Here is a 23871-nt window from a genome sequence, read left to right on the forward strand (position 1 = left end):
ATTGGGCGCATGAAACACATGTCTCTCATTTTGGGCGTCGTGGTCACATTGCTGATACCGGATTCTGGATTTTCAGCGGACTGCTATGCCGATTACAAAGCCAAACAAGACAACCCGTTGCGGCTGCACTATGGTGTGGCGCAAATCTCGGAGTGCTCGAAAGGTGCAGCCAAAGCTGAACTGTCAGCACGGCTCGCAGCACAGGGATGGACCTTGCTGAACATCGTTTCAGTGTTCGACGAAAGTGGTTTGGCAAAAAGGAAACAGAGTGCAGGACCCAACTACCTCCGCTTCTGAAATGCGTCGTTCCGGCGGTCGGATTGTCATTCTTGGGATTGCTGCGATTGTTGTTATCCTGCTGCTTGCCGCGGGCATGCTGTTCTGGGCACTGCCCGATGGCAATGCCTTCAACGCACGCGTCGAACAGTTGTTCATCGAGAACAATGACCTTACGGCTTTGGCGGAAATAAAACTCCTGGAGATCCTTGCGCAATCCGGAACAGCTTTTTCCGATACGCTGATGAGCTACCGATTGGTCATTTTTGTCCTGCTGGTCTTTGCCACTGCGATGTTGATCGCCGCGCTGGTCTTTCTGATCATGCTGGTTGGCTTCAACCGCCGCATGGCCCAAATCGAGCGCGCAGGTATTCAGGTCAACTCGCTACTGATCAGCCGGGAAGAAAACACTGTCTATCTGAACAATCTTGGATTCAAACTGACGGACGCGGCGATGGAAACGATGTCCGTCCTCGCGGAAGCACGGATGGACGATGATGTTCTCTCCGGCTCAGAGATCGAGGGGGTCATTTCGGGCCGATCCGCGGTTGATTGCGAGGAAGCCGCCGGTGCCACGCGCATCAAACGCCTGCGAGATACATTGGGCAACCAGATCGTCGCCGAGCTTCTGGTGAAAAACATCGCGCGGCGCGGCTACATGCTGGCAATCGACAAAGACGTCATAAAGGTGATCTGAAACGTTTCGGCATGTAAGAGCAGCGACGAATGCGTCAAATCGCGGTCGAAACACCTAGCGCCGCCCCGGGAGACGGGTTCTTACGGCTACGCAACTAGTACCTAGCCAGCGGCATAAGCTCCAATTTTTGAGGTCCTCAATCCGGTGTTGACGAGAGCTTCGGCAAAGGCGATTCCGGCTGCGACTCCGTCAATAACAGGTACACCGAATTCGTCACTCAATTCGGCCATCAGATCGGCCATGCCCGCACACCCCAAAACGATGGCTTCCGCGCGGTCTTCGACAATGGCCGCGCGAATCTCGTCCCTGATTCTGGAAATCGTTGCGGGATCACCCTCTTCCAACTTCAATACAGGGATATCGGTGGCACGTACACGTACGCATTTTTGCGACAGACCGTAACGCATCAGATTGTTCTCTAACCCCGGCACAGAGCGTGCCAGAGTTGTGATGACACTGAACTTTGTCGCGATCATGCTGGCCGCGTGGTACGCTGCCTCCCCAATCCCAAGAACCGGCACCGGTACCATGCACCGCAGGGCATCAAGCCCGGTATCGTCAAAACATGCGATCACAATGGCGTCGATGTCGGAATGTTGTTTCACCTCTGTCAGCAACCCGGGTACGCAAGTCGCCACATCCAGAAACCCCTGGATACTGGGAGGGCCGTTTTTTGAATTTGCGGCAACAATCTCGGTGTCCGCACGGGCGGTCACGCGCGCGACAGCGGCAATTTTTGCGGTCATCGAAGCCGTTGTATTTGGGTTGACGATCAGAATTTTCATCTCAGCTTAAACCTCGCCGCCAAGGTAGGCGGCCTTGATCCGGTCATCATGCAGCAGTTCTTTTGAATTACCTTCGATCACCACCTTCCCCGTCGCCATTGCATAGGCACGATGGGAGATGCTGAGCGCCATGCGTGAATTCTGCTCGACCAGCAAGACAGAGACACCTTCGTCGCGGTTGATCGCAACGATCGAACGCGCAATGTCCTGAACAAGCTTGGGCGCGATTCCAAGGCTGGGTTCATCCAGCAACAGCAGTTTGGGTTTGGCCATTAACGCGCGGCCAATGACCATCATTTGTTGCTCGCCCCCCGACAATGTGCCAGCCGCCTGCGCATAACGTTCCTTCAAGCGGGGAAACCGGTGCAGAATACTGTCCAATGTCAGTTGAATCTTGGCTTTGTCGTTGCGGGTAAAAGCCCCCATCATCAGATTGTCTTTGACCGACATATAGGGAAAAACGCGACGCCCCTCGGGCACCATCGCGATACCTTTTTTGACGATATCCGAAGGGTTTGTCCCATCAATGCGTTCGCCTTCAAAGGAAACCGTTCCTTTGGAGGGCTGTGCCAGACCCGTGATGGCCCGCAGGATCGATGATTTCCCCGCGCCGTTGGCCCCGATCAAGGCCACGGTTTCCCCCTGATCGAGCGCCAGAGAGACACCCTTCAGTGCATAAACGTGGTCGTAGTAAAGCTCGACTTCCCTGAAATCCAACATGCTTGTCATGCCCTACATCCCGATCTCGTCATCGGCACTACCAAGGTAGGCCTCAATGACTTTTTCATTGTTCTGGATTTCCGACGGCGTTCCTTCGGCAATCTTTTCGCCAAAGTTCAACACCACAATCCGGTCGGATATGGTCATGACCGCCGGCATGTCGTGCTCCACCAGCAAAACCGTGACACCGCGCGCATCGCGGACCGAGCGGACCAGCTCAACCATACGCATGGTTTCATCATGGTTCATGCCCGCAAAAGGTTCGTCCAGCAGCAGAACCTTGGGCCCGGTCGCAAGGCCAATCGCAACGCCAAGCGCCCGCAGATTGCCCTGCGGGAGATTACTTGCCAGCTCGTCACTGATCTCCGACATGCCGAGGAACTCCAGCAGCTCATCGGCATATTTTCCAAAGGATACAACATCGTCTTTTGCTGCTTTCGACCCCCAGAAGTAACCGCCAAGCGAAGCCTTCGCACGTAAATGCTGAGCAACAATCACGCTTTCGCGCACGGTCATGCTTTTGAAGATCGTTGTTTCCTGAAATGTCCGGACAACGCCTTTGCGCGCCACGACATGCGGTTTGAGATTGGATATCCTCTCTCCGCCAAAGAGGACCTCACCCGAAGTGGTTGGTACAAAAGAGGAAATCATCTTGAACAAGGTCGATTTTCCAGCCCCGTTGGGACCGATCACCGAGAGTATTTCATTTTCCGACACGTCGAAACTGATGTCATTGTTCGCGGTCAGACCACCGTATTTCTTGGTGACATTCCTGATCTGGAGAAGGGGGGTCATTTTGGCCCTCCCTTGCCCAATCTCAGGCTCAGCAATCCATTGGGCAGGAAACGAATGACCGCGATCAGAATGAGCGAGTAGACAAGCAGCTGGTATTTGCCGAGTTCAAAGAGCAAATCCCATCCAAAATAGAGCACCAAAGTGCCCAGCATCGGCCCGAAGACGTAGCCAAGCCCGCCCAGAAAGCAGTTCAGCATGAAATTGACGGAATCAGCGACCTGGAAGCTGGAGGGATAAACCGACTGCGCGATTGACCCGAACATCGCCCCGCCGATCCCACCAAAAAAGGAGGAGATCGCGAAGATGACAATACGAATGTAGCTGATGTTCACGCCGATGGAACTTGCCAGTTCCTCGTTCTGCTGCATCGACCGGCAGAGATGACCCAGCCGCGAATTCACCAGCCGATAAAGAGCAGCATAAGTCAGGATCATCAGAATGCAGGCGGCATAGTAGAAGGCCAGCTTGGTGTTCTCCATCGCCGCGAAATCGGGGATGATCGGGACGCCGAAAATCGAAATTCCAGAAGGTAGCGGGATTGAAGAGATGCCCTTTGCGCCATTTGTAATGGGCAAGGCAAGCGCTGTAAGCGTGACCACTTGCGTCAACACCAGTGTTATCATCGCGAAATAGACGCCCCGCAGGCGCAGGATCGGTAACCCTATCAGGATGGCCACAAGTGCGGCAAAGAGACCAGCCGCCGGAAGTGAGATCCAGAATGAGACGCCGCCCTTTACCACCAAAATGGCGGAGACATAGGCTCCGATCAGAGCGAATGCGCCCTGACCGATGTTGATGCGGCCGATATAGAAAGTCAGCCAGACGCCGGCACTTGCGATTGCAAGAAGCGCCACGGATGTCAGGGTAAAGTAGAAATCCCACCGGCCGGTTATACGAATAAGCACTGGGACCGCGACGAACACGGCGAAGAGGAACAATCCTACCCCGACCAATTGTTTTGATGTGAGGTTTTTCATGACATCAGCCCCAAGGCTTGCCCATCAGACCCTGAGGTCTGATCGCAAGAAAAATCATCAGTGAGACGAAGATCAGCAGGTAGGTGATATCGCCGTATTGAGAGAGGACCGCCAGCCCGATCGCTTCCATGAAACCCAGGATGATTCCGCCCCAGATCGCGCCGGAAATCACGCCAGCGCCACCGATCATTACCATCATGAAAGCTTTGATCGAGGTTGGCCCGCCCATCCCGAGGTTGACGCCGGTAATCGTGACGAGCAGCCCACCTACAAGACCCGCAAGCATTGCACCGAGCGCAAATCCGATCATGGAGTAGCGATCAACATTCACCCCCATCAGCTGCGCTGCTGTCCGGTCTTGCGCCAGCGCGCGCAGGGCCCGGCCGGTTTTGGAATATTGCATGAGGCAGATAAAGGCGATGATCGACAGGATCGCCAAAACACAGATCACGATACGGTCATATGGCATGATCAGCCTGAAATCATAGTTGAATACGCCATTGACGATCTTGGGGACACCGCGTTGTTTCTCACCGAAAATCAATAGGATAAGCGCATCCAGAAGGAACGCGATACCCGCAGCCAGAAGCATGGTGCTCTCTTCACGGGCAGATCCCTTGATCACCGGCGCAAAGAGAAACTTCTCAATCAGCGCGCCCAGAACAGCGAGCGTAAGACATGAAATGATCAGAGCCAGAACGAACGGCACCCCTAATTGACCATAGAACGTGTAGGTGACGAAGCCCCCGATCACATACATCTGACCATGTGCAAAATTCAGGACATTCATCAGGGCAAAAATCAGGGTCAATCCAAGCGCGATCATCGCGTATTGAGACCCCAGATAGACGCCATTGGCCAATATCTGTTCCATTGGTTTATTCCTTCAGGAAGAAAATCCCAGACCTGCGGGGCCCGGGGAAGTTGCCCTGACCATGCAGGACAACCCGTTGGTTTTAGTCAACTTCGGCGACGAAGAGTGTTTCGAACACGCCATCCTGATAGACATTCACCACCAGAGGTACGGCAACCTGACGGCGCTGACCGAAGGATGACATGCCGACGTAGCGGAGCTTCGCATCACCATTCATGTAAGGGTTTGGTGCCTCGAAGGTGTCCATGCTGGCCTGAAAGACATCCACATCCTTGATCGCCGAGGGTTCTGCCTTAAGGGTCTCCAAAATGTACTCCAGTGCGTAGACTTTTGTATTGGACTCGTCGTTGTACTCACCGAACATCTTTTTATAGCGGTCGACAAACTCGTTCATCATGGGCGATGCCAATTCCGGTGTGGAGGCGCCGCCGACAGAAATGAAACCATTCGCCAGATCGCCGGCACCTTCAGCCAAAACACCGGCATCCTGCGCCGTTTCAGTCGAGATCAAACCTTCGAAACCCAATTCACGTGCGGAACGGATCAACTGTGGCGCATTTGCCGGGGACACCCCCGAAAGAACCAGCAAATCAGGGCGCGAACGCATGACAGGGGTCAGTACCGGCGTGAAATCTGTCGTATCGACCTGATATGTGACATTGTCGGAGACCACTTCCAAGCCCAATTCCTTGGCTGCGGCAACCCCGCCATCCCGCTGGCTGAGCGGATCAGATTCATTGGCCGCAATAAAGGCGACAGTTTTGACGCCCTCGTTTTCCATCAGATATTTGTAGATCGCTGGTCCAGACTGATAGTTGGCCACCATGCCCAAAACTGCGTTTGACGCGGGAGCCTGGTAGAGCGATTTGGGGAAAGCGTAAGGGAAATACATGATGCCATTGGCCTCAGCGACCGGACGAACGGCGGCGGCCCCGTCATCCACGTTGGGCCCCACGACATAGTGGATACCTTCCTGTGCCATTTTTTCCATACCCGCAATCGCACGCTTCGGGTCTTTCTGATCATCGAAGGAAACGATCTCGATGTCATAGGTTGTCTCACCGATGGTATATCCGCCGGTTTCATTGATCCATGCCGCCCGAGCTTCCATGGAGCGCTGGTTGGAGATTCCCCAAGCCGCGGCAGGCCCGCTGGTCACGCCGACAAATCCGATCTTCAGAACTGGGTTTTCCGCAAGCGCCATCGTGGCCTGAAGCGCAGTGACAATCACTGCCGTTTTCAAAAGCGTTCGTCTTTGCATTTCTAAACTCCCGTTGAATTTCAATTTGACGCTCAACGCGCCTTTCTTGGCCGGCAGTTCGATGGAAATCCTCTGGTTGCCGCACCATCAGTTCACGATTGTTAACAATTTATGTCAACATATTAATCAACTCTTGATAACAAAAATCTTGAAATACCCGCATCATTGCTTGCAGTTTGAGCAGTTTCGAGCGCTATATGATTATGAAAAGGGCGGTTTTGAAAGGTTCGGATGTGAACGGCGAAACTCAAGTAAAAGCTTACAGTGAAAACGAAAATTCGGCTGACCCGACAGAAAAGACGATTGTGGACCGAATCTATCGGGCAGTGATGGAGCAGCGCCTTGCTCCAAACACAAAACTGAGTGAGGCCCGGCTGTGCGAGACTTTTGGGGTCGGCCGAATGCGCGTTCGGCGCGCACTTTTGCTGTTGTCGAGCCAGGGAATCATAGATCTTCAGTCGAACCGTGGCGCCTATGTCGCCTGCCCCGATAAATCCGAAGCCCGGGATGTATTTGACGCCCGCATGCTGATCGAACCGCCACTGGTGAAACAACTGGCACAGAAATCAGATGGCACTAGCCTGAGGATACTCTCGGACCATATCGCGCTGGAAGATGCGGCCCGCGCGCGGCATGAACGCACGGAGATGATCCGTTTGTCTGGCGAGTTTCACGTCAAGCTGGCGCAAGCTGGCGGCAACAGCGTCATTTCCCGGATGATGCGCGAACTCGTCACCCGCACCTCGCTGATCGTTGGTCTGTTTGGATCGTCGGATACGGCAAGCTGCCCCGATGACGAGCATACCAAAATCCTGAATGCCATCCATGCAGGAGATGCACGGCGGGCGGAGAAGCTGCTCATCGCGCATTTGAATCATATCCAGAGCGGGCTGGATATGGATGCGCGAAAGCAGCCTCCCGATGATCTGGCGAGTATCCTGGGGCCGGATTGAGATTGATCTTGCGGCGCGCACTGAAGAACCAAGCCAAACGGTCAAACCTGATCAAATTTATGGGTTAGGTGGTTTCGACGCAATGCCTGCGAAACGCCCGTTTCAGCATGTCCAGCTCTGCCCGCAGTAGGTCCACCTCCGCACGCAGATCATCTCCCAATGCCTCGCCCGCTATCAACGTGAAGCTGTCAAGCTGCGCGCCTGTTTCCACATCCGTAATAAGGATCGTCTGAACCCCATCGGCAATCGCCTCCGACGGTACCGGGATCTGCAGCAGCCATCCACCTGCCTCCCGGGCCTCTGTCAGCGTGACGTCCTCCAAGGGATTTTCAAGGTGCGTCACACTCAGTTTGGGTTTGGTATCACCCGCTCCTGTGACCAGCCCCTCCCAAATGCCACCCTGCATCTTCGATTTTGTCACGACCAACTGGTTCATACCCGACCTTCCTAGATCTGCGCGCGGGCGCGGCGTGAAAAAGTCAGGTCACGCAATGTGACCATGTTCATCTCGGGGCCTTCGAAAATGAAATCGATCCAGGCCTTTTCGATACGTTTTTCGTTCAGGCTTGAATAAGCGAGATCAAATTCCACCTCGACCTCCTTGCCCGCCACCGACAACTCCCGCACGATTTGCTCGGTGTTCGGCCCGTGCCGGATATTGAGCCGGACAAATATCTCGATTGGCTTCTCCATCTCCACAATGCTTTCCACGCGCAGAATATGAGTGCGTTTCAAACCACCTGTTGCTGCCTCCGGCAAATCGACGACCACAGACAGGAAAGACCCGTCAAAGCGAAATACATCGACGCGCAAGCCGTAAGGTGCGAGATCTTCCTGCCGCGTGTTGCGAACCTGCCGGAGCGTCAGTTCCGAGTGATCGCAATCATGAAACAGTGTTACCTCATCGCCGAGCATGGATTTGTTCTGTACCGATGAAATACCCGGGGTGGCCAAGGGACCGCGCCATAGCTCCGGGCGCCAGGCCCAATCGGCGTTATGCGGCCTGGGAAAGCTGCTGGATCCGACAATCGGAAGTGCCAATCGTTCGTCGGCCACGTGAATAAGCCTGTCCAGATGGGCCCGCAGCAATCTTGCGCGTGTACGCTGTTTGCGCAGGACGGAAATTTTGGCGGTACTGGCCTCTCGTGCCGAAAGCGCCCAGCGCTGCAATGCGCGCCGGTATATCGCCGTATCCCAGAAGGTGTCGCCGCCCTTACCCATCGGTTTTCGTGTGCCTCAAATCCTGCGCTCTTCCTTATCTAACGAAAGAGTTTCCGGTTTATAAACCATGAATTTGAGACAATCTGCCGGAAATAGTGAAATTGTTGCCCCTGCGCGCGTCGAACACGCCCAGAGGCAATGGCACTTACAGCTCCATATAGTCGTGGCCCTCTTCCTTGCCGCCAGGGTGGGTCACAGCACCAAGATAGGTTGGACCGACAAGCTTTGCATATTTCCAAAGTGCGCCTGCACCGTAGATCGTTGGGCGCGGGCCGGCCCAGGCCGCCTTGCGCTCGGCCATTTCATCATCCGAGACATCTACAGAAATGGTGCCTTCAATGGCATTGAGGGTGATCAGATCGCCGTCCTTGAGCAAGGCAATCGGCCCCCCATGGGCGGCCTCGGGTCCGACGTGACCCACACAGAAGCCGCGCGTCGCCCCGGAGAACCGTCCGTCCGTGATCAGCGCGACCTTCTTGCCCATGCCCTGCCCGGAAAGTGCCGCCGTTGTCGCCAGCATTTCGCGCATGCCCGGCCCACCGGCGGGCCCTTCGTTACGGATGACGAAGACGTCGCCTTCTTCGTAGGTGCGGTTCTGGACGGCCTCGAAGGCGTCCTGTTCGCATTCAAAAACACGGGCAGGGCCGGTGAAAAGCTGATGCTGCGGTTCCATCCCGGCAATTTTCACAATTGCGCCTTCCGGGGCGAGATTTCCCTTGAGCCCCACGACACCGCCGGTTTTGCTGAGCGGTGTTTCCACCGGGTAGACCACCCGACCATCTGCTTCGAGAGAGACTTTGTCGAGCTCCTCGCCGATGGAATAGCCGGTGGCTGTCATGCAATCCTCGTGGATAAGACCCGCCTTGCGCAACTCTTTCATCACGACAGGCACGCCGCCTGCCTCATAGAGATCCTTGGCAACATAGGCCCCGCCGGGTTTGAGATCGACGAAATAAGGCGTGTCGCGGAAAATCTCACAGACATCTTCGAGGAAGAAATCAATGCCCGCTTCATGCGCCATTGCGGGCAGGTGCAGACCCGCATTCGTGGAACCACCTGTGCAGGCGACGATCCGAGCCGCGTTTTCCAGCGACTTGCGGGTCACGATATCGCGCGCGCGAATGTTTTTCTCGATCAGGTTCATGACCGCCGCGCCGGAGGCTTCGGCATAGGCGTCGCGGCTTTCGTAGGGCGCAGGCGCACCGGCGGAATTGGGCAGCGCCAGACCAATCGCCTCGGACACACAGGCCATTGTGTTGGCCGTGAACTGACCACCACAGGCACCGGCAGAAGGGCAGGCGACGGCTTCGAGTTTTTCCAGATCGCAGGTGCTCAGATTGCCCGCCTGATGCTGACCCACGGCCTCAAACACGTCCTGAACGGTCACGTCCTTGCCGTTGAGCCGACCGGGCAGGATCGACCCGCCGTAAAGGAAAACGGAAGGCACATTCAGACGGATCATCGCCATCATCATGCCGGGCAGGGATTTGTCGCAGCCCGCGAGCCCCACGATGGCGTCATAGCAATGGCCGCGCATGGTCAATTCGACCGTATCGGCAATGGCCTCGCGCGACGCCAGCGATGACCGCATCCCTTCATGGCCCATGGCGATACCATCAGTCACGGTGATTGTGGTGAACTCGCGCGGCGTGCCGCTTTCGCGCTTCACACCCATCTTCACCGCCTGGGCCTGACGGTTGAGCGCGATGTTGCACGGCGCGGCCTCGTTCCAACAGGTCGCCACGCCCACCAGCGGTTGGTGAATTTCTTCATCCGTCATGCCCATCGCATAATAATAAGACCGGTGCGGCGCGCGCGCCGGGCCTTCTGTTACGTGGCGACTGGGCAGTCTGGATTTATCAAAACGCTGGCTGGTCACGGGCATCCCCCCTCAAAAAATCGTCCGATACGGCATAGCCAGTCCCCCTCCAGCCTGCAAGGACCAAGCGTTCAGATCTGCACATGGCCTGACCATTTGTGCGCTTGTATTGCCAAAACCGCGATCCTAAGTTGACCAGACACCCGCATCTGTGCGCTTGTTTGACACAATGGTTCGTGGCCAATCCATTACCGAAAGCCGTTTCATGGAATCTTCTCTTTTCGCCTTCATTTGGAAGTTTTCGAAACGCGAGCAGCTGTTTTTGCTGTTTTTTACGCTATTCACCTTTCCCTTCCTCTACGCGACGCTGGAGCTGCCCAAGCGGATCATCAACGATGCCATTGGGGCTCAGGATAGCAGCATTACGGTGTTTGATTTCACCATGACGCAGACGCAATTCCTGATGGCGCTCTGTTTCCTCTATTTGGGTTCCGTTCTGGTGCATGGCGTCCTCAAGATGCGCCTCAACACGATGAAAGGTGTGCTAGCCGAAAGGCTCCTTCGCCGCTTCAGATATCAGCTTCTCAACCGGATGATGCGGTTCCCGCGCATCTATTTCCGCAACACCAGTCAGGGTGAACTGGTTTCCATGGTCACGTCTGAGGCAGAACCCATGGGGGGGCTGATGGGGGATGCGGTTGCGCAACCGGTGTTTCAGGCAGGTCAGATGTTGATCATCGTGGCCTTCCTCTTTGCTCAAAGTGTGTGGTTCGGCCTTGCCGGGATCGCCCTGATACCGCTTCAGGCTTACGTCATCCCGATCCTGCAGCGTCAGATCAACCAGCTGAACAAGAAACGGATCGTCGAAGTACGGCAATTCTCGTCGGAAATTGGCGAAACGGCAGCGGGTATTGGCGATTTACGCACAAATGGGGGTCTGCGGTACCGTTTGGCCGTGTTCTCTGACCGTTTGGGGCGGCTCTTCGATATCCGCTTTCAAATTTACCAGAAGAAATTCTTCATGAAGTTTCTCAACAACTTCATTACACAGCTCACGCCGTTTTTCTTTTACTCGGCCGGGGGGTATCTGGCCATTCAGGGCGAGATCACGGTCGGAGCTCTGGTGGCCGCACTTGCGGCCTACAAAGACCTCAGCTCGCCGTGGAAAGAGTTGCTGACCTACTACAATCAGGTACAGGACATGTCTTTGCGCTGGGAGATCGTGATCGAACGTTTCGCCCCAAAAGATATGATTGATGAGAGACTCTTTGAGGGTGAACCGGAAGAAATCCCCCGCCTCGATGGCGCAATTTCGATTCAGAATGTCACCGTGCGCAACTCCGATGGCAATGCCGTTCTGGAGAACATAAATCTAGAAATACCCGCGGGCGCCCGCGTCGCCATTCAAGCAAGCAGTCAGATCGAACGTACGGCCCTTGCCGAAGTGCTGACCCGTGAGGTGCTGCCCACCCGCGGCAGCGTCACTATCGCCGGACGTGATCTGGAAGACATGCATCAGGCCGTCATCGCCGCGCGGATCGGCTATGCCCATTCGCGGCCCTATCTCTTTGACGGGACCCTCGGGGACAACCTTCTGATGCCTTTGAAATCAAGCCCGAAAACCATACTTTGGGACCCCAACGGGAAAGACAAGAAAGCCATTGAGGCCAGAAAGTCCGGCAACAGCCTCGACAGTATTGAGGCGGATTGGGTGGATCCGGGTCTTGCCGGATTAAACACAACCGAAGAAATCCGGGGGTGGTGGTTCCGCCTGGTGGAAGCCATGGGCCTGGACGAGGTGATGTTTCGCCTGATGCTGAAGTCCCGCATGGATCCGGAGCAGCATGCGCAACTGGCGGGCGACATCGTGGGACTACGCGAAGAGGTTCACGAGAAGCTTGTGGAGCGCGGGCTGGACGGAGTTGTGAACCGGTTTCACCCGGATGAGTTCAACCCCTCGATCCCCCTGGGCGGTAACCTGATGTTCGCATCGCCCAAACGCGACATCTCTCAACGCGGTCTCGCAGCGGAGCAGGATTTTCTGGCCTTGATCAGCGAACTTGGGCTCGCCGAGCAGGGGATTGCGATTTCACAAACGCTGATCGAAACACTGCACCAGACCTTTGGCATGGACGGAACCAGCCACCCGCTGTTTACAGCGCTCGGCATCGAGGACGAGCTTTACGAGCGCATGGTCGACATTGCCACACGTCGGCAGGAAAAGGGCGATCAGGCCCTGACAGAAGAAGAGTTTGCATTGCTTCTGACCGTCCCTTTTGCCTTTACAGCGGAACAGATCGGGCCGGGGTTTCCAGAGAGTTTCAAGGAGGAAATCCTTCAAATCAGGAAATCCAAGAGCGGCGAAATGCGCGAAAGGATGAGTGGCATGTTTGTGCCTGTCGCGCCTGAAAACTACCTGCCTCGCCTCACATTGATGGAAAATGCGCTTTACGGCAGGGTGTCCGGCATTGCCGGTGTTCAAGGTGAACTGGTCGAGGATCTCGTCGCCGAGGTGTTACAGGCGCACGGTCTGAAACGGCAGGTTTCCGAAACCATTCTGGGCATCAAAACCGGCCTTGGCGGCTCCAATCTGGCCAGCGCCTTTCAGGAGCGCGCAGCCTTCAGCCGTGCCGGTATCAAACGCCCCGATATTCTCATTCTCGACACTGTTCTGGCCAGCCACGATTCAGACAGCCGCATTCGGACGCGCGCGAAATTGCAGGACCTTCTGCCCGATACCACCATGATTTTCCTGGAGGACACATTCAGGAATCCAACGGCCTATGATGTATTTGTCGAAATCCGGAACGGGCGCATAGACGGGATTGAACAGACGGACGTGCAGGACACCGAAGACAGCGGTTCGGATGACCTGCGCCGCAAGATACGCGAGATTTCCCGTACCGATCTATTCTCCAATCTGGACTCGCGCAATCAGCGCCTTCTTGCCTTCTCTGCCCAGTGGTATACCGCCCGAAAAGGCAAACGCATCTTTGCCATGGGAGAACGGGCGGATGCTGCCTATCTGTGCCTGTCGGGTAATGCCATGATGGGCTATCGCGACGATGACGAGACATGGCACGATGTCACAGCCGTGGGACCCGGACGGTTGATCGGCGATCTGGCCATCATTCTTAACGAGCCCCGTCAACTGGACCTGATTGCCCGAGAGGATACCAAGTTTCTGCGCATCGGAGCCGATGAATTCAAATCGGTGATTGCAACCGACCCCACCGTCCTGATGAGCCTGTTGCACACTGTCGCTGGCCATCTGACCGGTGCTGCGGAATTGCTGCGGGAAGCGCGTCTGGACGTCCCGCAAGACGATGATGATACCGAGAAAACCGACGCCTGAGGATTGATGAGTATGTTCAGGCGAACCGACTATCGCGCGCATAGACGTCTCGTGGACCCCGCGCGCGAGAAAGCGCAGCTATGGCGACTGATCATGGGCCTGATCCTCGCATCGGGTGTCTATCTGATCTGCAATCAGACCATGTACCGGACGCTTTTCACCTGGCAGGGCAAGAACGTAGAAGCCTTTGCACGCTCGCTGGCCGCGGGGACAACGCCCATTGCGATGTACCTCACACTCCTGAGCTTTGGGTTCATGATACTGGGCGTGGCCATCGCGTTGCGTGTGGTGCACAACCGGGGCTTGCCAGCTGCCTTGGGGGACGGGCAACTGTTTCGACAGCAGATGGTCTCCGTTCTGGTCCTGCTAATCCTGATCAACATTGCCATCTGGGTGTTGCCGCCGTGGGATCTGGGAGCGCCACTGGTGCCCAACATGAACCTTAGCCTCTGGGCCGTTTTGTTGCCTTTTTCGTTTGTCGCAGTGTTCATTCAGGTCAGCGCAGAGGAAATTCTGTTTCGCGGATATATCCAGCAACAGCTTGCCGCACGATTTGACTCACCGCTCATCTGGATGCTAATGCCTGCAGGCTTGTTCGGATTGGGCCACTATCTGCCAGACACCGCCGGCCCAAATGCCTTGCCCATTGCGCTTTGGGCCATGATATTCGGCATCATGATGGCAGATTTAACGGCACGCGCGGGCACACTGGCGCCAGCCATCGCAGTACATTTCATCAACAACGTGACAGCCATCTTGATTGTCTCGCTGCCCGATGAACTTTCGGGGCTTTCGCTCTACCTCAGCCCTTTCTCGCTTGACGATACCGAGACCGTGCGCGCCTGGTTGCCGGTCGAGTTCGGCTTCATGATTGTCAGCTGGTTGGGCGCACGCCTGGCCATCCGGCGCTGATTGCACTTTCCCTGTGACCTGACTATTTAGGAGCCAAGGGACGCCAAAGGAACCGCCATGAACTGGATCACCAACTATGTCCGGCCTCGGATCAATTCGATCTTCTCGCGCCGCGAAACACCGGACAACCTGTGGACCAAATGCCCCGAATGCGGGACGATGCTGTTTCATCGCGAAGTGTCGGACAATCTGAACGTCTGCACCAACTGTGATCACCACATGCACATCACCCCGCGGGACCGGTTTACGGCGTTGTTTGACGGCGGGATTTTCACCGAGGTGAAGGTCGATGCGCCCAAGCCCGACCCGCTCAATTTCCGCGATCAGAAACGATATCCTGATCGCTTGAAGGCCGCGCAAAAACAAACCAGCGAAGCTGAGGCCATGCTGGTGGCCAGCGGCGAGATCGGACGCACACCCATTGTGGCCGCCGCACAGGATTTTTCTTTCATGGCAGGCTCCATGGGAATGTATGTGGGCAATGCCATCATCGCGGCTGCTCAGGAAGCGGTTCGGCTGAAGCGGCCCCTGATCCTTTTTTCCGCCGCAGGTGGCGCACGGATGCAGGAGGGTATTTTGAGCCTCATGCAGATGCCTCGCACCACCGTTGCGGTCGAAATGCTCAAGGAAGCTGGCCTGCCCTATCTTGTTGTACTGACCCATCCAACGACAGGCGGCGTTACGGCGAGTTATGCGATGTTGGGTGACGTGCATATCGCCGAACCCAATGCGTTGATCTGTTTTGCCGGTCCCCGCGTGATCGAACAGACCATCCGCGAAAAACTGCCCGAGGGTTTTCAGCGCGCCGAATATCTGCTGGATCACGGGATGCTGGATCGGGTGACGCCACGCGGTCAGATGCGTGACGAGCTGATTTCCATCACGCGTATGCTGCTCGGTCTGCCCCCGGCAGTTCGGGGCGACCTGCCCCCACCTGAACCGGGCGCGGAACTTCCCCACGCTTTGTCCGAAGAGGAAGAGCAAGCACCCTCTGAGACTGCCAAGAAATGAGCCAGGCAACATCGGACGTTATCCTGGATCGGATGATGGCCCTGCACCCCAAGATCATCGATCTTACATTGGATCGTGTCTGGCGGCTGTTGGACGCCTTGGGAAATCCGCAAGATGATCTGCCCCCTGTGGTCCATATTGCGGGGACAAATGGCAAAGGATCGACCCAGGCCATGATCAGAGCTGGCTTGGAAGCGGCGGGGCACAAGGTACATGCCTATACCAGCCCCCATCTGGCCCGGTTCCACGAACGCATTCGGGTCGCAGGGGAGTTGATTTCGGAACCGGATCTCGCGGCCGTTCTAGACGAGTGTTATGCAGCCAATAATGGCGAGAACATCACCTATTTCGAGATTACCACCTGTGCTGCGCTTCTCGCATTCGCTCGCTCAAAGGCTGATTACACGCTGCTGGAAGTTGGTCTTGGCGGGCGTCTGGACGCGACGAACGTCGTTGCAAATCCGAAAATGACGGTGATTACCCCCGTCTCCGTCGATCACCAGCAATTCCTTGGCGATACATTGGCGGAGATCGCCGCCGAGAAAGCCGGAATTCTCAAGCGCAATGTGCCCTGTGTTGTCGCCCGTCAGGAAGAAGAGGGTTTGGAAGTGATTGAAACGGTTGCGACCCGTGTCGGTGCGCCTCTTTGCGCCTATGGTCAACAGTGGCATGTGGCGGCAGAGCGCGACGGCATGATTTTCCAAGACGAGACGGGCCTGCTAGATTTACCGCGCCCGAACCTTCCCGGCGATCATCAACTGATGAACGCAGGCGCGGCACTGGCGGTGTTGCGGCAACTTGGTATCGGCGCGGAAGCCTGTGAAACGGCGGTCAGCAATGCACACTGGCCCGCACGCATGCAGCGTTTGTCAAAGGGACCGCTGGTCGATGGCGCTTCTCAAGCCGAGATTTGGCTTGACGGTGGTCATAATCCTGCCGCTGGCGAGGCCTTGGCAAGCCATCTGAACAGCCTGCCGGATCGGCCCACCGTCCTCATTTGCGGGATGTTGAACACCAAGGATATTGGCGGATACCTGCGCCCGTTAGCCAAGGTTGCAGATGGGCTGATCGCCGTGTCGATCCCGGGCGAGGCCAATACGTTACCGGCAGAAACCACGGCACAAGCAGCAAAAGAGGTCGGCATCTCCAGCCACACCGCTCAAAGCGTACAGGATGCGCTGAGCGAAATCATCTCAACGGCCCCTTCGGCACGTGTGCTGATTTGCGGCTCATTGTATCTCGCTGGCGCGATATTGCGAGAAAACGGTTAAACCCCTGAAGCCGTATCAACTCCAGATTTAGCTATCCTCGCGCGATATTGACGTGTGGATAACGCTGCATCTATATGTTGTGGCGGATAATGCGGGCTGACGCCATTCATGTATGAGGCGCATCAGGTCTGTCGGGGGGATATAAGATGAAAACGCGAGATCGGGAGTTCGCTTCCGAACTTGATTTGACGCGAATGGTGATGCGGCCACAACCGTCCCCAAGTGTGATGCGCTGGCCCTTGGTGGTTATGGTGTTATTGAGTCTGCTCACTGCTTCAGTCATCTGGGCATTCCACGGGGGCGATCGCAGCGAAACCCAATCCGCAGCCGTACGGCAGGGGGATGCCGCCGCTCAGCAGGAAGTGTCCCGCTCCGCGCCGTCCTTATTGGAACTGACCCCAGCGTTGCCCCTATCGACCGGTGAGCCTGTCAGCCATCAGCTGCGCCTACCTCTCCGATTGACCGATCGCACCGCCCAGAAGCATAATCTGCCATATCTGACATCGCGTGCTTTGGCCCGGTTCAATCATGAGACCGCGCCTGGGGATGTACTGCATGATCTGCTGGTACAGACATTGGCCGAAGGTCAAAGTGATGCTTACGTCAACGCAACCCTCAATTCGGCGCTGAGCCAGGGCGCATTTGCCTCTCCGATCGGTCTGACCACACCCTTTGGCGAGATCGACACGGCACGCTTGCTGGCCGCGATTCTTGCTGAAGCAAAAAACTAGAAACCCCAGCCTTCCGATTGCATCTCGCGCAGGCGCGAGGCCGTGCGTTCGAATTCAAATGTCCCTTCGCCTTCCAGATAAAGCATCTCTGGTTTCGCGGCAGCAGAGCAGATCAGGCGCACTTTGGCCTCATACAAGGCGTCAATCAGCGTCACGAACCGTTTGGCTTCGTTGAAGTTGTTGCGTGACAGGGCGGGAATATTATCCAGCATCAGGACCTTCACAGCATCGGCAAGCGCCAGAAAATCCGCTGGCCCCAGAGGTTTCCCGCAAAGGTCATGAAAGCCCGCGCGTGCAACACCATTTCTGAACGCGGGCAATTCAACCTCTCTGCCTTTGACCTTCAGGATCAGCCGCTCACCCACCCCTCCGGTAAGGTCATTCCACATGCTATCCATTGCGGCGCGGGCCACAGCATTGACTGGTGTGAAATAGACAGGTTGCCCGCCCAGCCTATCCTGTCGGTAATCCGTTGGGCTCGCCAATTCAACGACGTGCATCTTCTCTTTAATCAACTCGATAAATGGCAAAAACAGATCCCTGTTCAGCCCGTCCGTGTAGAGCGCATCAGGCACACGATTGGACGTGGTCACCACCACCACCCCATCGGCGAAGAGGGCCTCGAACAGCCTGCCCACAATCATCGCATCCGTGATGTCAGTGATCTGCATCTCGTCAAAGGCCAGCAATCGAACTGAAGCAGCTACGTCTGCCGCAACCGGCGCAATGGCATCCTCCACACCGGATTTGCGAACCTCATGCATGGCCGCATGAATTTCCTGCATGAAAGCGTGAAAATGCACGCGCCGCGCCGGGATGTCGCCCAGATGCTCGACAAACATATCCATCAGCATGGATTTGCCACGTCCGACCCCGCCCCAGAGATAGAGACCCTTTGGCGGTTCTGGCGCTTTCCGGAACAATCCCTTTTTGACCGGCGTGTTGAGCGCCTCCCGAATCCGTTCAAATTCGGGCATGACGGTCAGTTGCGCGTCATCGGCCTGTAGCGCCCCCGCATCGATCAGTTCCTGGTATATTGCGCCTAACGTCTTCATCCCTCAGCAATACCGCGCGCTTGTGGCGGAGAAAAGGCAGCACTTGCATCACGTCCTGTGATGACACTGCAAAAAACGCTGATTTGACCCTCAAGGTGGCGGCGATAATATCGCCCCAACCGGAGGCTTCTTCATGCAAACCCGCGCCCCCCTGATCACACCGGTCCTTGTTGTCGGCTGCGTCATCATCATTATCAGTTTTGCCATTCGCTCGACCTTCGGCGTGTTCCAGATCCCCATCGCGGAAGAATTCGGATGGCTGCGCGCTGAATTCTCGCTGGCCATCGCCATCCAGAATCTCGCCTGGGGGATCGGGCAGCCGCTTTTTGGCGCGCTGGCCGAGAAAATCGGCGATCGCAAATCAATCGTGCTGGGGGCGATTATCTATGCCCTTGGGCTGCTGCTGACCGCGCAGTCGACGACCCCCGCTGAACAACAGCTCTATGCTTGGCTTGTGGGCTTTGGTATCGCGGGTACCGGATTTGGCGTGATACTGGCGGTTGTCGGGCGTGCGGCATCCAACGAGAACCGCTCCATGTCGCTGGCCATCGTGTCGGCCGCCGGAAGCGGGGGGCAGATATTCGGCCCGCCACTCGCAGAATGGATGCTGGGTTTCATGACCTGGCAATCAACCTTCCTGCTTTTTGCAGCCGCCATCCTGCTTGTGCTTCTCACTTTGCCGATGATGCGTGCGCCAGCAATGGCGTCAAAGACCGAGCTGGAAGAAAGCCTGCGCGAGATTCTGGTCAAAGCCTTTCGCGATCCGTCCTTCACGTTCATCTATCTGGGGTTTTTCTCCTGCGGGTATCAGGTGGCCTTCATGACGGCGCATCTGCCCGCCTTCATCACCGAGCTGTGCGGGCCGATCATGCCGGGCGGAATGCTGGACAACCTCGGGATCAGCACGACGTCCGCTCTTGGCGCGGTCGCAATTTCACTGATCGGTCTGGCCAATATCGCGGGCACATTGCTGGCCGGATGGGCGGGTAAATACTATTCGAAAAAATATCTGCTGGCGGGCATCTACACAGGGCGCACCATCATCGGGGCGCTCTTTATCATGCTGCCCATCACGCCAACCAGCGTCATTCTGTTCTCGATTGGCATGGGGATGCTGTGGCTGGCGACAATCCCGCTGACCTCGGGTCTCGTCGCACATATCTACGGGCTTAGATACATGGGGACTCTCTACGGCATCGTCTTTCTGAGCCACCAACTTGGCAGCTTCATGGGTGTCTGGCTGGGTGGGCGCATGTATGATGTCTACGGCGACTACACGCTGGTCTGGTGGATCGGTCTTGCGGTTGGTGCCTTCAGCGCCATCATTCACCTGCCCATTCGTGAACGCAGGCTGGAGGGTTTGCAGACCGCCTAAGCCGATTGATGAGCAAAGACATTGATGTGTTCCAGCACATCAACGGTGTGGGAGTAGGCAAGACCATGGCCGGCCCCGTCTATCACCTGATTTTGAACGTCCGGGTTCCAACCCGCGAGGGTTTCAGCGGAGGACAGTGGGATCACATCATCCTCGCGCCCCCAGATTGCCAGGACAGGCACATTTTCGTTGCGCAGGATTTGATGATCCGATTGCAGATCCTCGGCCAACATGCCGCGCAGACTGGCATGAACCGAAGGCACGAAGCCGCGCCAATTCAATTCAGCATCCTGCATCGCATTGATGCCCGCGACACTGCTGGGCTGATCTTTTTCCGCCTTCAGACCCTTGCGGAGCAGCGTCGGATAAAACTCCAGCATCAACCAGGTCCCCAGGATCGGCGTGCGCGCCGCAAAACCAATCAGACCTTTGCGAATATTGCTCATCCCGGCAGGTGCCAGAAGTATGAGTCGCGAAATCCGGTGCGGTTGACTTGCTGCAAAAATCGAAGCGATTGCGCCCCCCATCGAATAGCCAATTACGGTAATATTATCTTCAACCCTCTGATCCTCCAGCAGATCGCCCAGCTGTTGCAGGAAGAACGCGCGATCCTGTTTGCCGCTGGGTCTGTCGGAAAATCCGCGACCGTAGAGATCATAGGTCAGCACCCGGTAGCCCATCAGAACCAGCCCCTTGGTGATCCCGCCCCAGACGAAACTTGGCGTCGTCAGACCATGGATGCACAGGGCAATGGGCCCCTCTGCAGGGCCGGACCATTGGTAGTGGGTCACACCTTGCGACAGCGTGGCAAATTCCCCGGGCGCATTGGCGCGGGCGGCATCGTTCATCGGTTTGCGCGTGGCTTCCACAATCAAGGGCGACGCGATGAGGCCCGCAATGATCATGTACACCCAGATCACATCATGCCTCCCATTGGTCCAGAATGTAACGGCTTGTCATCAGATCCAGATGCGCACCGCCGCCATTCTTGAAAAGCGTGATCTCCTCATCGGACTGCCGTTTAAAACGCTCAGGCGCATAGTAATCGGCCACAATGTCATCAGGGGTGATGACACCCGTTTCGATAGGTATCTTGATCTCTCCAATATGGCCGACCGTGGTGTCGAGGCTGTCCACAAAGACGCGCGCGCGGGTGATGACGTCGTCATCGACCTCGCGCATATCGGGACGATAGGCACCGATCAGGTCAATATGCTGACCCGGTCGCAGCCACGCGCCTTTGATCAGCGGCTCCGTTGACATGGTTGCACTGGTGATGATGTCGGCCTGCGCAACAGCATCGGCCAGATCGGTCACCACTTTGAGGCCGGGGATTTTGGCGGCCATTTCTCCGGCTTTTTCGCCTGTACGGTTCCAGATCGAAAACCGCGCGTCGGGGAACGCGGCCCGATAAGCAGCATGCAGACCATGGCCTTGCGTACCTGCGCCAACGATCAGAATGTCTTTGCTGTCTGGACGGGCCAGCCTGCGCGCCGCTAGCAGACTGTCCCCCGCCGTTTTCCATTTGGTCACCAGATGAAAGTCGATGATGGCCTGCAAGGTGCCGTCGCGATCTGAAAACAGCATGACACCACCGTTGATCGCCGCGTCGCCCCGCGACCTGTTGCCCGGAAAAACCGTGGCGGATTTGACGGCGAGTCCCAACCCGTCAATCCAGGCAGCGCGGTTCAGAAGCGTGTCCGGATCACGGTACAAAAACGTATCTGCGATTTCCGCTTTGGGCATCAGATGGCCCGCCGCCAGTGCCTCTGTCAGGGCGAGCCAGTCAAGACAGGCGTCGCCATCCTCAAAGGAGATCACGGGCGCAGTCATCGGGCTTCTTCGGCTGTCAACAACCCGGCGGCGACCAACCTGTCAGCCCATCCCTGCGGGCCTTCAAACAGATGCGTCTGCCAGCGATGCGCCTGCGCGGCGGCAATATTATCGGCGCGGTCGTCGGCAAAAATCAGGTCAGTTCCGCTGAGCCCAGATGTTTCCTCGACCTGAGCATAGATATTCGGGTCCGGTTTGGTCATGCGCATGTGACCCGAAATGAAATCCCGGTCGAAATCATTCAGAAACGGGTAATGCGTCGCCGCATAGGCATAGCTCTCCACCCCGAAGTTGGTCAGCGAGAAGACCGGCACCTGCTTGGCCTGCAAGGCTTTCATCAGGCGCACCGAATGTGCGATCACCGGGGTTGCCATTTCGATCCAGCGGTCATGCCACATGCGTATTTCCTCACGCCAGCCGGGCGTCGCCTCCGCCTGCGCATAGATGGTTTCGGTGAAAGGATGGCCAAGATCCACCAGTTCATTCATGCCATGCAAATCGACTTCTGCAAACATCGCATGGCGACGTTCCTGCCCGATGACCGCATCATAAAATCGTTCCGGCTGCCATTCGATCAGCACGTTGCCAATGTCAAAAACCACTGCTTTTGGCCGCATGATCCGCCCCAATTTATTTTGTTGTTTTTGCCGCGCGCAAGGCACGTTCCAATGCATCCAGAAAACGGGAGCGGTCTGCTTTTGTAAAGCCTTTGCCGCCACCTTGCCTGAAAGGATCAGCCGCCCGCAGATCGGCCATCAGGTCGCGCGTGGCCAGCACATTGCCGATATTGGCGGCGGTCAGTGCTTCGCCATTGTGTTTGAGGACCTGCGCGCCCGCCTCGACGCATTTGGCGGCCAACGGAATGTCGCCCGTGACAACAACATCGCCCACACCGCAGCGCTCGGCGATCCACATGTCGGCAACATCCGGCCCATCCGGCACGATCACGGTATCGACGAGCGGGTTTTGCGATGGCCGCAATCCGCCATTGGACACCACATACATTTTTACCCGGTGGCGGGTTGCAACTTTCTCTGCTTCGGCTTTGACCGGACAGGCATCCGCATCAATGAAAAGCTGCGTCATGCGTAAAGCGCATCCGCGTGGAAAGCGACATGTTCTTCCATGAAGGTGGAAACAAAGAAGTAGCTGTGATCGTATCCCGGCTGCATGCGCAATGTCGCCTGTTGCCTGCGCGTCGCGATGGCATGGGCCAGCGCTTCGGGCTTGAGCAGGTTGACGAACTGATCATCGGTACCGGTATCAATGAGGATGGGTCCATCAAAACCCTTCTCCTGCATCAGCAAAGTCGCGTCATGTGCCACCCAAGTGCTTTCGTCCGGGCCGAGGTAGGCGCCAAGCTGTTTGCGGCCCCAGTCACTTGCCGTCGGATTGGAAATAGGCGCAAAGGCCGAAACCGACCGGAAGCGTCCGGGCAGCGCCATGGCCATGGTCAGCGCGCCGTGTCCGCCCATTGAATGCCCGGTGATCCCCTGCCGCGTCATGTCCAGCGGAAATTTTTCGCCCAGCAGCTTGGGCAATTCTTCGGTCACATAGTCCCACATGCGGAAATGCGCGGCCCAGGGCGCTTGCGTCGCGTTCACGTAGAACCCCGCCCCCTGCCCAAGATCATAGGCATCGTCATCCGCCACGCCTTCGCCTCTGGGGGATGTGTCCGGAAAGACCAGCGCAATGCCGTGTTCGGCCGCCCAGGCCTGCGCACCCGCTTTGGTCATGGCGTTTTCATGCGTGCAGGTCAGGCCCGAGAGATACCACAGCAAGGGTACGGGGCCATCCCGCGCGTCTTCTGGCATGAACAGGCCAAAGGTCATGTCGCAGGCACAGCTTTGGGACGCATGTGAATACACGCCTTGCGTTCCGCCAAAGCACGCATTCTCCGAAATGGTTTCCATATCAATCTCCTGTAGGACGACTATCTGTTGGCTACCC

24 protein-coding genes are annotated in these 23871 nt (G+C 56.6%); 9 read left to right on the forward strand and 15 right to left on the reverse strand.

The features are described from left to right. Positions 1-18: 18 nt before the first annotated feature. Positions 19-297 (forward strand): hypothetical protein, encoded by a 279-nt coding sequence (locus tag Q0802_RS07255; RefSeq protein ID WP_298916809.1) that lies wholly within the window; start codon positions 19-21, stop codon positions 295-297. After that, positions 269-973 (forward strand): hypothetical protein, encoded by a 705-nt coding sequence (locus Q0802_RS07260; protein ID WP_298915729.1) that lies wholly within the window; start codon positions 269-271, stop codon positions 971-973. The genes Q0802_RS07255 and Q0802_RS07260 overlap by 29 nt, the downstream gene beginning before the upstream one ends. A gap of 101 nt (positions 974-1074) precedes the next feature. On the opposite strand, the gene Q0802_RS07265 is transcribed toward Q0802_RS07260, so the two are convergent. The 6 genes from Q0802_RS07265 to Q0802_RS07290 form a co-directional block, all read right to left on the reverse strand. Further along, entirely contained in the window at positions 1075-1758 is a 684-nt protein-coding gene (locus tag Q0802_RS07265; RefSeq protein WP_298915732.1) for an aspartate/glutamate racemase family protein, read from the reverse strand. 6 nt (positions 1759-1764) lie between these two features. Beyond that, entirely contained in the window at positions 1765-2487 is a 723-nt protein-coding gene (locus Q0802_RS07270) for an ABC transporter ATP-binding protein (protein ID WP_298915735.1), read from the reverse strand. Positions 2488-2490: 3 nt separating this feature from the next. After that, positions 2491-3273 carry an ABC transporter ATP-binding protein gene (locus tag Q0802_RS07275; RefSeq protein ID WP_298915738.1) on the reverse strand — a complete coding sequence of 261 codons (783 nt, stop codon included), beginning with the start codon at positions 3271-3273 and terminating at the stop codon, positions 2491-2493. Continuing rightward, on the reverse strand, positions 3270-4250 hold the full coding sequence (locus tag Q0802_RS07280) for a branched-chain amino acid ABC transporter permease (RefSeq protein ID WP_298915741.1): 981 nt from the start codon (positions 4248-4250) through the stop codon (positions 3270-3272). The genes Q0802_RS07275 and Q0802_RS07280 overlap by 4 nt, the downstream gene beginning before the upstream one ends. A gap of 4 nt (positions 4251-4254) precedes the next feature. Then, positions 4255-5124 carry a branched-chain amino acid ABC transporter permease gene (locus Q0802_RS07285; RefSeq protein WP_298915743.1) on the reverse strand — a complete coding sequence of 290 codons (870 nt, stop codon included), beginning with the start codon at positions 5122-5124 and terminating at the stop codon, positions 4255-4257. An 82-nt stretch (positions 5125-5206) separates the two neighbouring features. After that, complete coding sequence (locus Q0802_RS07290; protein WP_298915745.1) at positions 5207-6385, reverse strand: ABC transporter substrate-binding protein; 1179 nt, start codon at positions 6383-6385, stop codon at positions 5207-5209. A 203-nt stretch (positions 6386-6588) separates the two neighbouring features. Here Q0802_RS07290 and Q0802_RS07295 point away from each other — a divergent pair, with 203 nt between their 5' ends. Next, positions 6589-7338: a GntR family transcriptional regulator gene (locus Q0802_RS07295; protein WP_298916812.1), complete on the forward strand. Its 750-nt coding sequence runs from the start codon at positions 6589-6591 to the stop codon at positions 7336-7338. Between the two features lie 64 nt (positions 7339-7402). Here Q0802_RS07295 and Q0802_RS07300 read toward each other — a convergent pair whose 3' ends face one another. The 3 genes from Q0802_RS07300 to ilvD all read right to left on the reverse strand — a co-directional run bounded on the left by Q0802_RS07300 (position 7403) and on the right by ilvD (position 10438). Then, positions 7403-7774 carry a hypothetical protein gene (locus Q0802_RS07300; RefSeq protein WP_298915748.1) on the reverse strand — a complete coding sequence of 124 codons (372 nt, stop codon included), beginning with the start codon at positions 7772-7774 and terminating at the stop codon, positions 7403-7405. Positions 7775-7785: 11 nt separating this feature from the next. Further along, positions 7786-8559 carry a DUF6478 family protein gene (locus tag Q0802_RS07305; RefSeq protein ID WP_298915750.1) on the reverse strand — a complete coding sequence of 258 codons (774 nt, stop codon included), beginning with the start codon at positions 8557-8559 and terminating at the stop codon, positions 7786-7788. A 145-nt stretch (positions 8560-8704) separates the two neighbouring features. After that, complete coding sequence (gene ilvD / locus Q0802_RS07310; protein ID WP_298915753.1) at positions 8705-10438, reverse strand: dihydroxy-acid dehydratase; 1734 nt, start codon at positions 10436-10438, stop codon at positions 8705-8707. A gap of 205 nt (positions 10439-10643) precedes the next feature. Between ilvD and Q0802_RS07315 the strand changes: the two genes are divergently transcribed. From Q0802_RS07315 to Q0802_RS07335, 5 genes are all read left to right on the forward strand, one after another. Then, positions 10644-13733 carry an ABC transporter transmembrane domain-containing protein gene (locus tag Q0802_RS07315; RefSeq protein WP_298915756.1) on the forward strand — a complete coding sequence of 1030 codons (3090 nt, stop codon included), beginning with the start codon at positions 10644-10646 and terminating at the stop codon, positions 13731-13733. A gap of 12 nt (positions 13734-13745) precedes the next feature. After that, on the forward strand, positions 13746-14645 hold the full coding sequence (locus Q0802_RS07320; RefSeq protein ID WP_366523307.1) for a CPBP family intramembrane glutamic endopeptidase: 900 nt from the start codon (positions 13746-13748) through the stop codon (positions 14643-14645). Positions 14646-14702: 57 nt separating this feature from the next. Next, positions 14703-15656, forward strand: a complete 954-nt coding sequence (accD, locus tag Q0802_RS07325) for an acetyl-CoA carboxylase, carboxyltransferase subunit beta (RefSeq protein WP_298915763.1) — start codon at positions 14703-14705, stop codon at positions 15654-15656. Then, positions 15653-16927 (forward strand): folylpolyglutamate synthase/dihydrofolate synthase family protein, encoded by a 1275-nt coding sequence (locus Q0802_RS07330; protein ID WP_298915768.1) that lies wholly within the window; start codon positions 15653-15655, stop codon positions 16925-16927. Before accD ends, Q0802_RS07330 begins: the two co-directional genes overlap by 4 nt. A gap of 146 nt (positions 16928-17073) precedes the next feature. After that, positions 17074-17658, forward strand: coding sequence for a hypothetical protein (locus Q0802_RS07335; protein ID WP_298915771.1), 585 nt, complete (start codon positions 17074-17076; stop codon positions 17656-17658). Here the strand turns inward: Q0802_RS07335 and zapE are convergent. Further along, positions 17655-18713, reverse strand: coding sequence for a cell division protein ZapE (zapE, locus tag Q0802_RS07340; RefSeq protein ID WP_298915773.1), 1059 nt, complete (start codon positions 18711-18713; stop codon positions 17655-17657). The genes Q0802_RS07335 and zapE overlap by 4 nt on opposite strands. Positions 18714-18846: 133 nt before the next feature. On the opposite strand from zapE, the gene Q0802_RS07345 reads away from it, so the two are divergent. Continuing rightward, positions 18847-20088, forward strand: coding sequence for an MFS transporter (locus tag Q0802_RS07345; protein WP_298915775.1), 1242 nt, complete (start codon positions 18847-18849; stop codon positions 20086-20088). On the opposite strand, the gene Q0802_RS07350 is transcribed toward Q0802_RS07345, so the two are convergent. Genes Q0802_RS07350 through fghA form a run of 5 tightly spaced genes read right to left on the reverse strand, consistent with a single transcriptional unit; the run spans position 20085 to position 23834 of the window. After that, a complete protein-coding gene (locus Q0802_RS07350; protein ID WP_298915778.1) occupies positions 20085-21008 on the reverse strand; it encodes an alpha/beta hydrolase in 924 nt (307 codons plus the stop codon). The genes Q0802_RS07345 and Q0802_RS07350 overlap by 4 nt on opposite strands. Before the next feature lies 1 nt (position 21009). Continuing rightward, complete coding sequence (locus Q0802_RS07355) at positions 21010-21921, reverse strand: ornithine cyclodeaminase (protein ID WP_298915781.1); 912 nt, start codon at positions 21919-21921, stop codon at positions 21010-21012. Continuing rightward, positions 21918-22538 (reverse strand): HAD-IA family hydrolase, encoded by a 621-nt coding sequence (locus Q0802_RS07360; protein WP_298915783.1) that lies wholly within the window; start codon positions 22536-22538, stop codon positions 21918-21920. Before Q0802_RS07360 ends, Q0802_RS07355 begins: the two co-directional genes overlap by 4 nt. A 13-nt stretch (positions 22539-22551) precedes the next feature. Continuing rightward, positions 22552-23007 (reverse strand): YaiI/YqxD family protein, encoded by a 456-nt coding sequence (locus tag Q0802_RS07365; RefSeq protein ID WP_298915786.1) that lies wholly within the window; start codon positions 23005-23007, stop codon positions 22552-22554. Next, positions 23004-23834 (reverse strand): S-formylglutathione hydrolase, encoded by an 831-nt coding sequence (gene fghA / locus Q0802_RS07370; RefSeq protein ID WP_298915789.1) that lies wholly within the window; start codon positions 23832-23834, stop codon positions 23004-23006. Before fghA ends, Q0802_RS07365 begins: the two co-directional genes overlap by 4 nt. Between the last annotated feature and the right edge of the window lie 37 nt (positions 23835-23871).

The sequence above is a fragment of the uncultured Roseobacter sp. genome (assembly GCF_947495275.1).
In the GTDB taxonomy this organism is placed as follows: Bacteria; Pseudomonadota; Alphaproteobacteria; order Rhodobacterales; family Rhodobacteraceae; genus Roseobacter.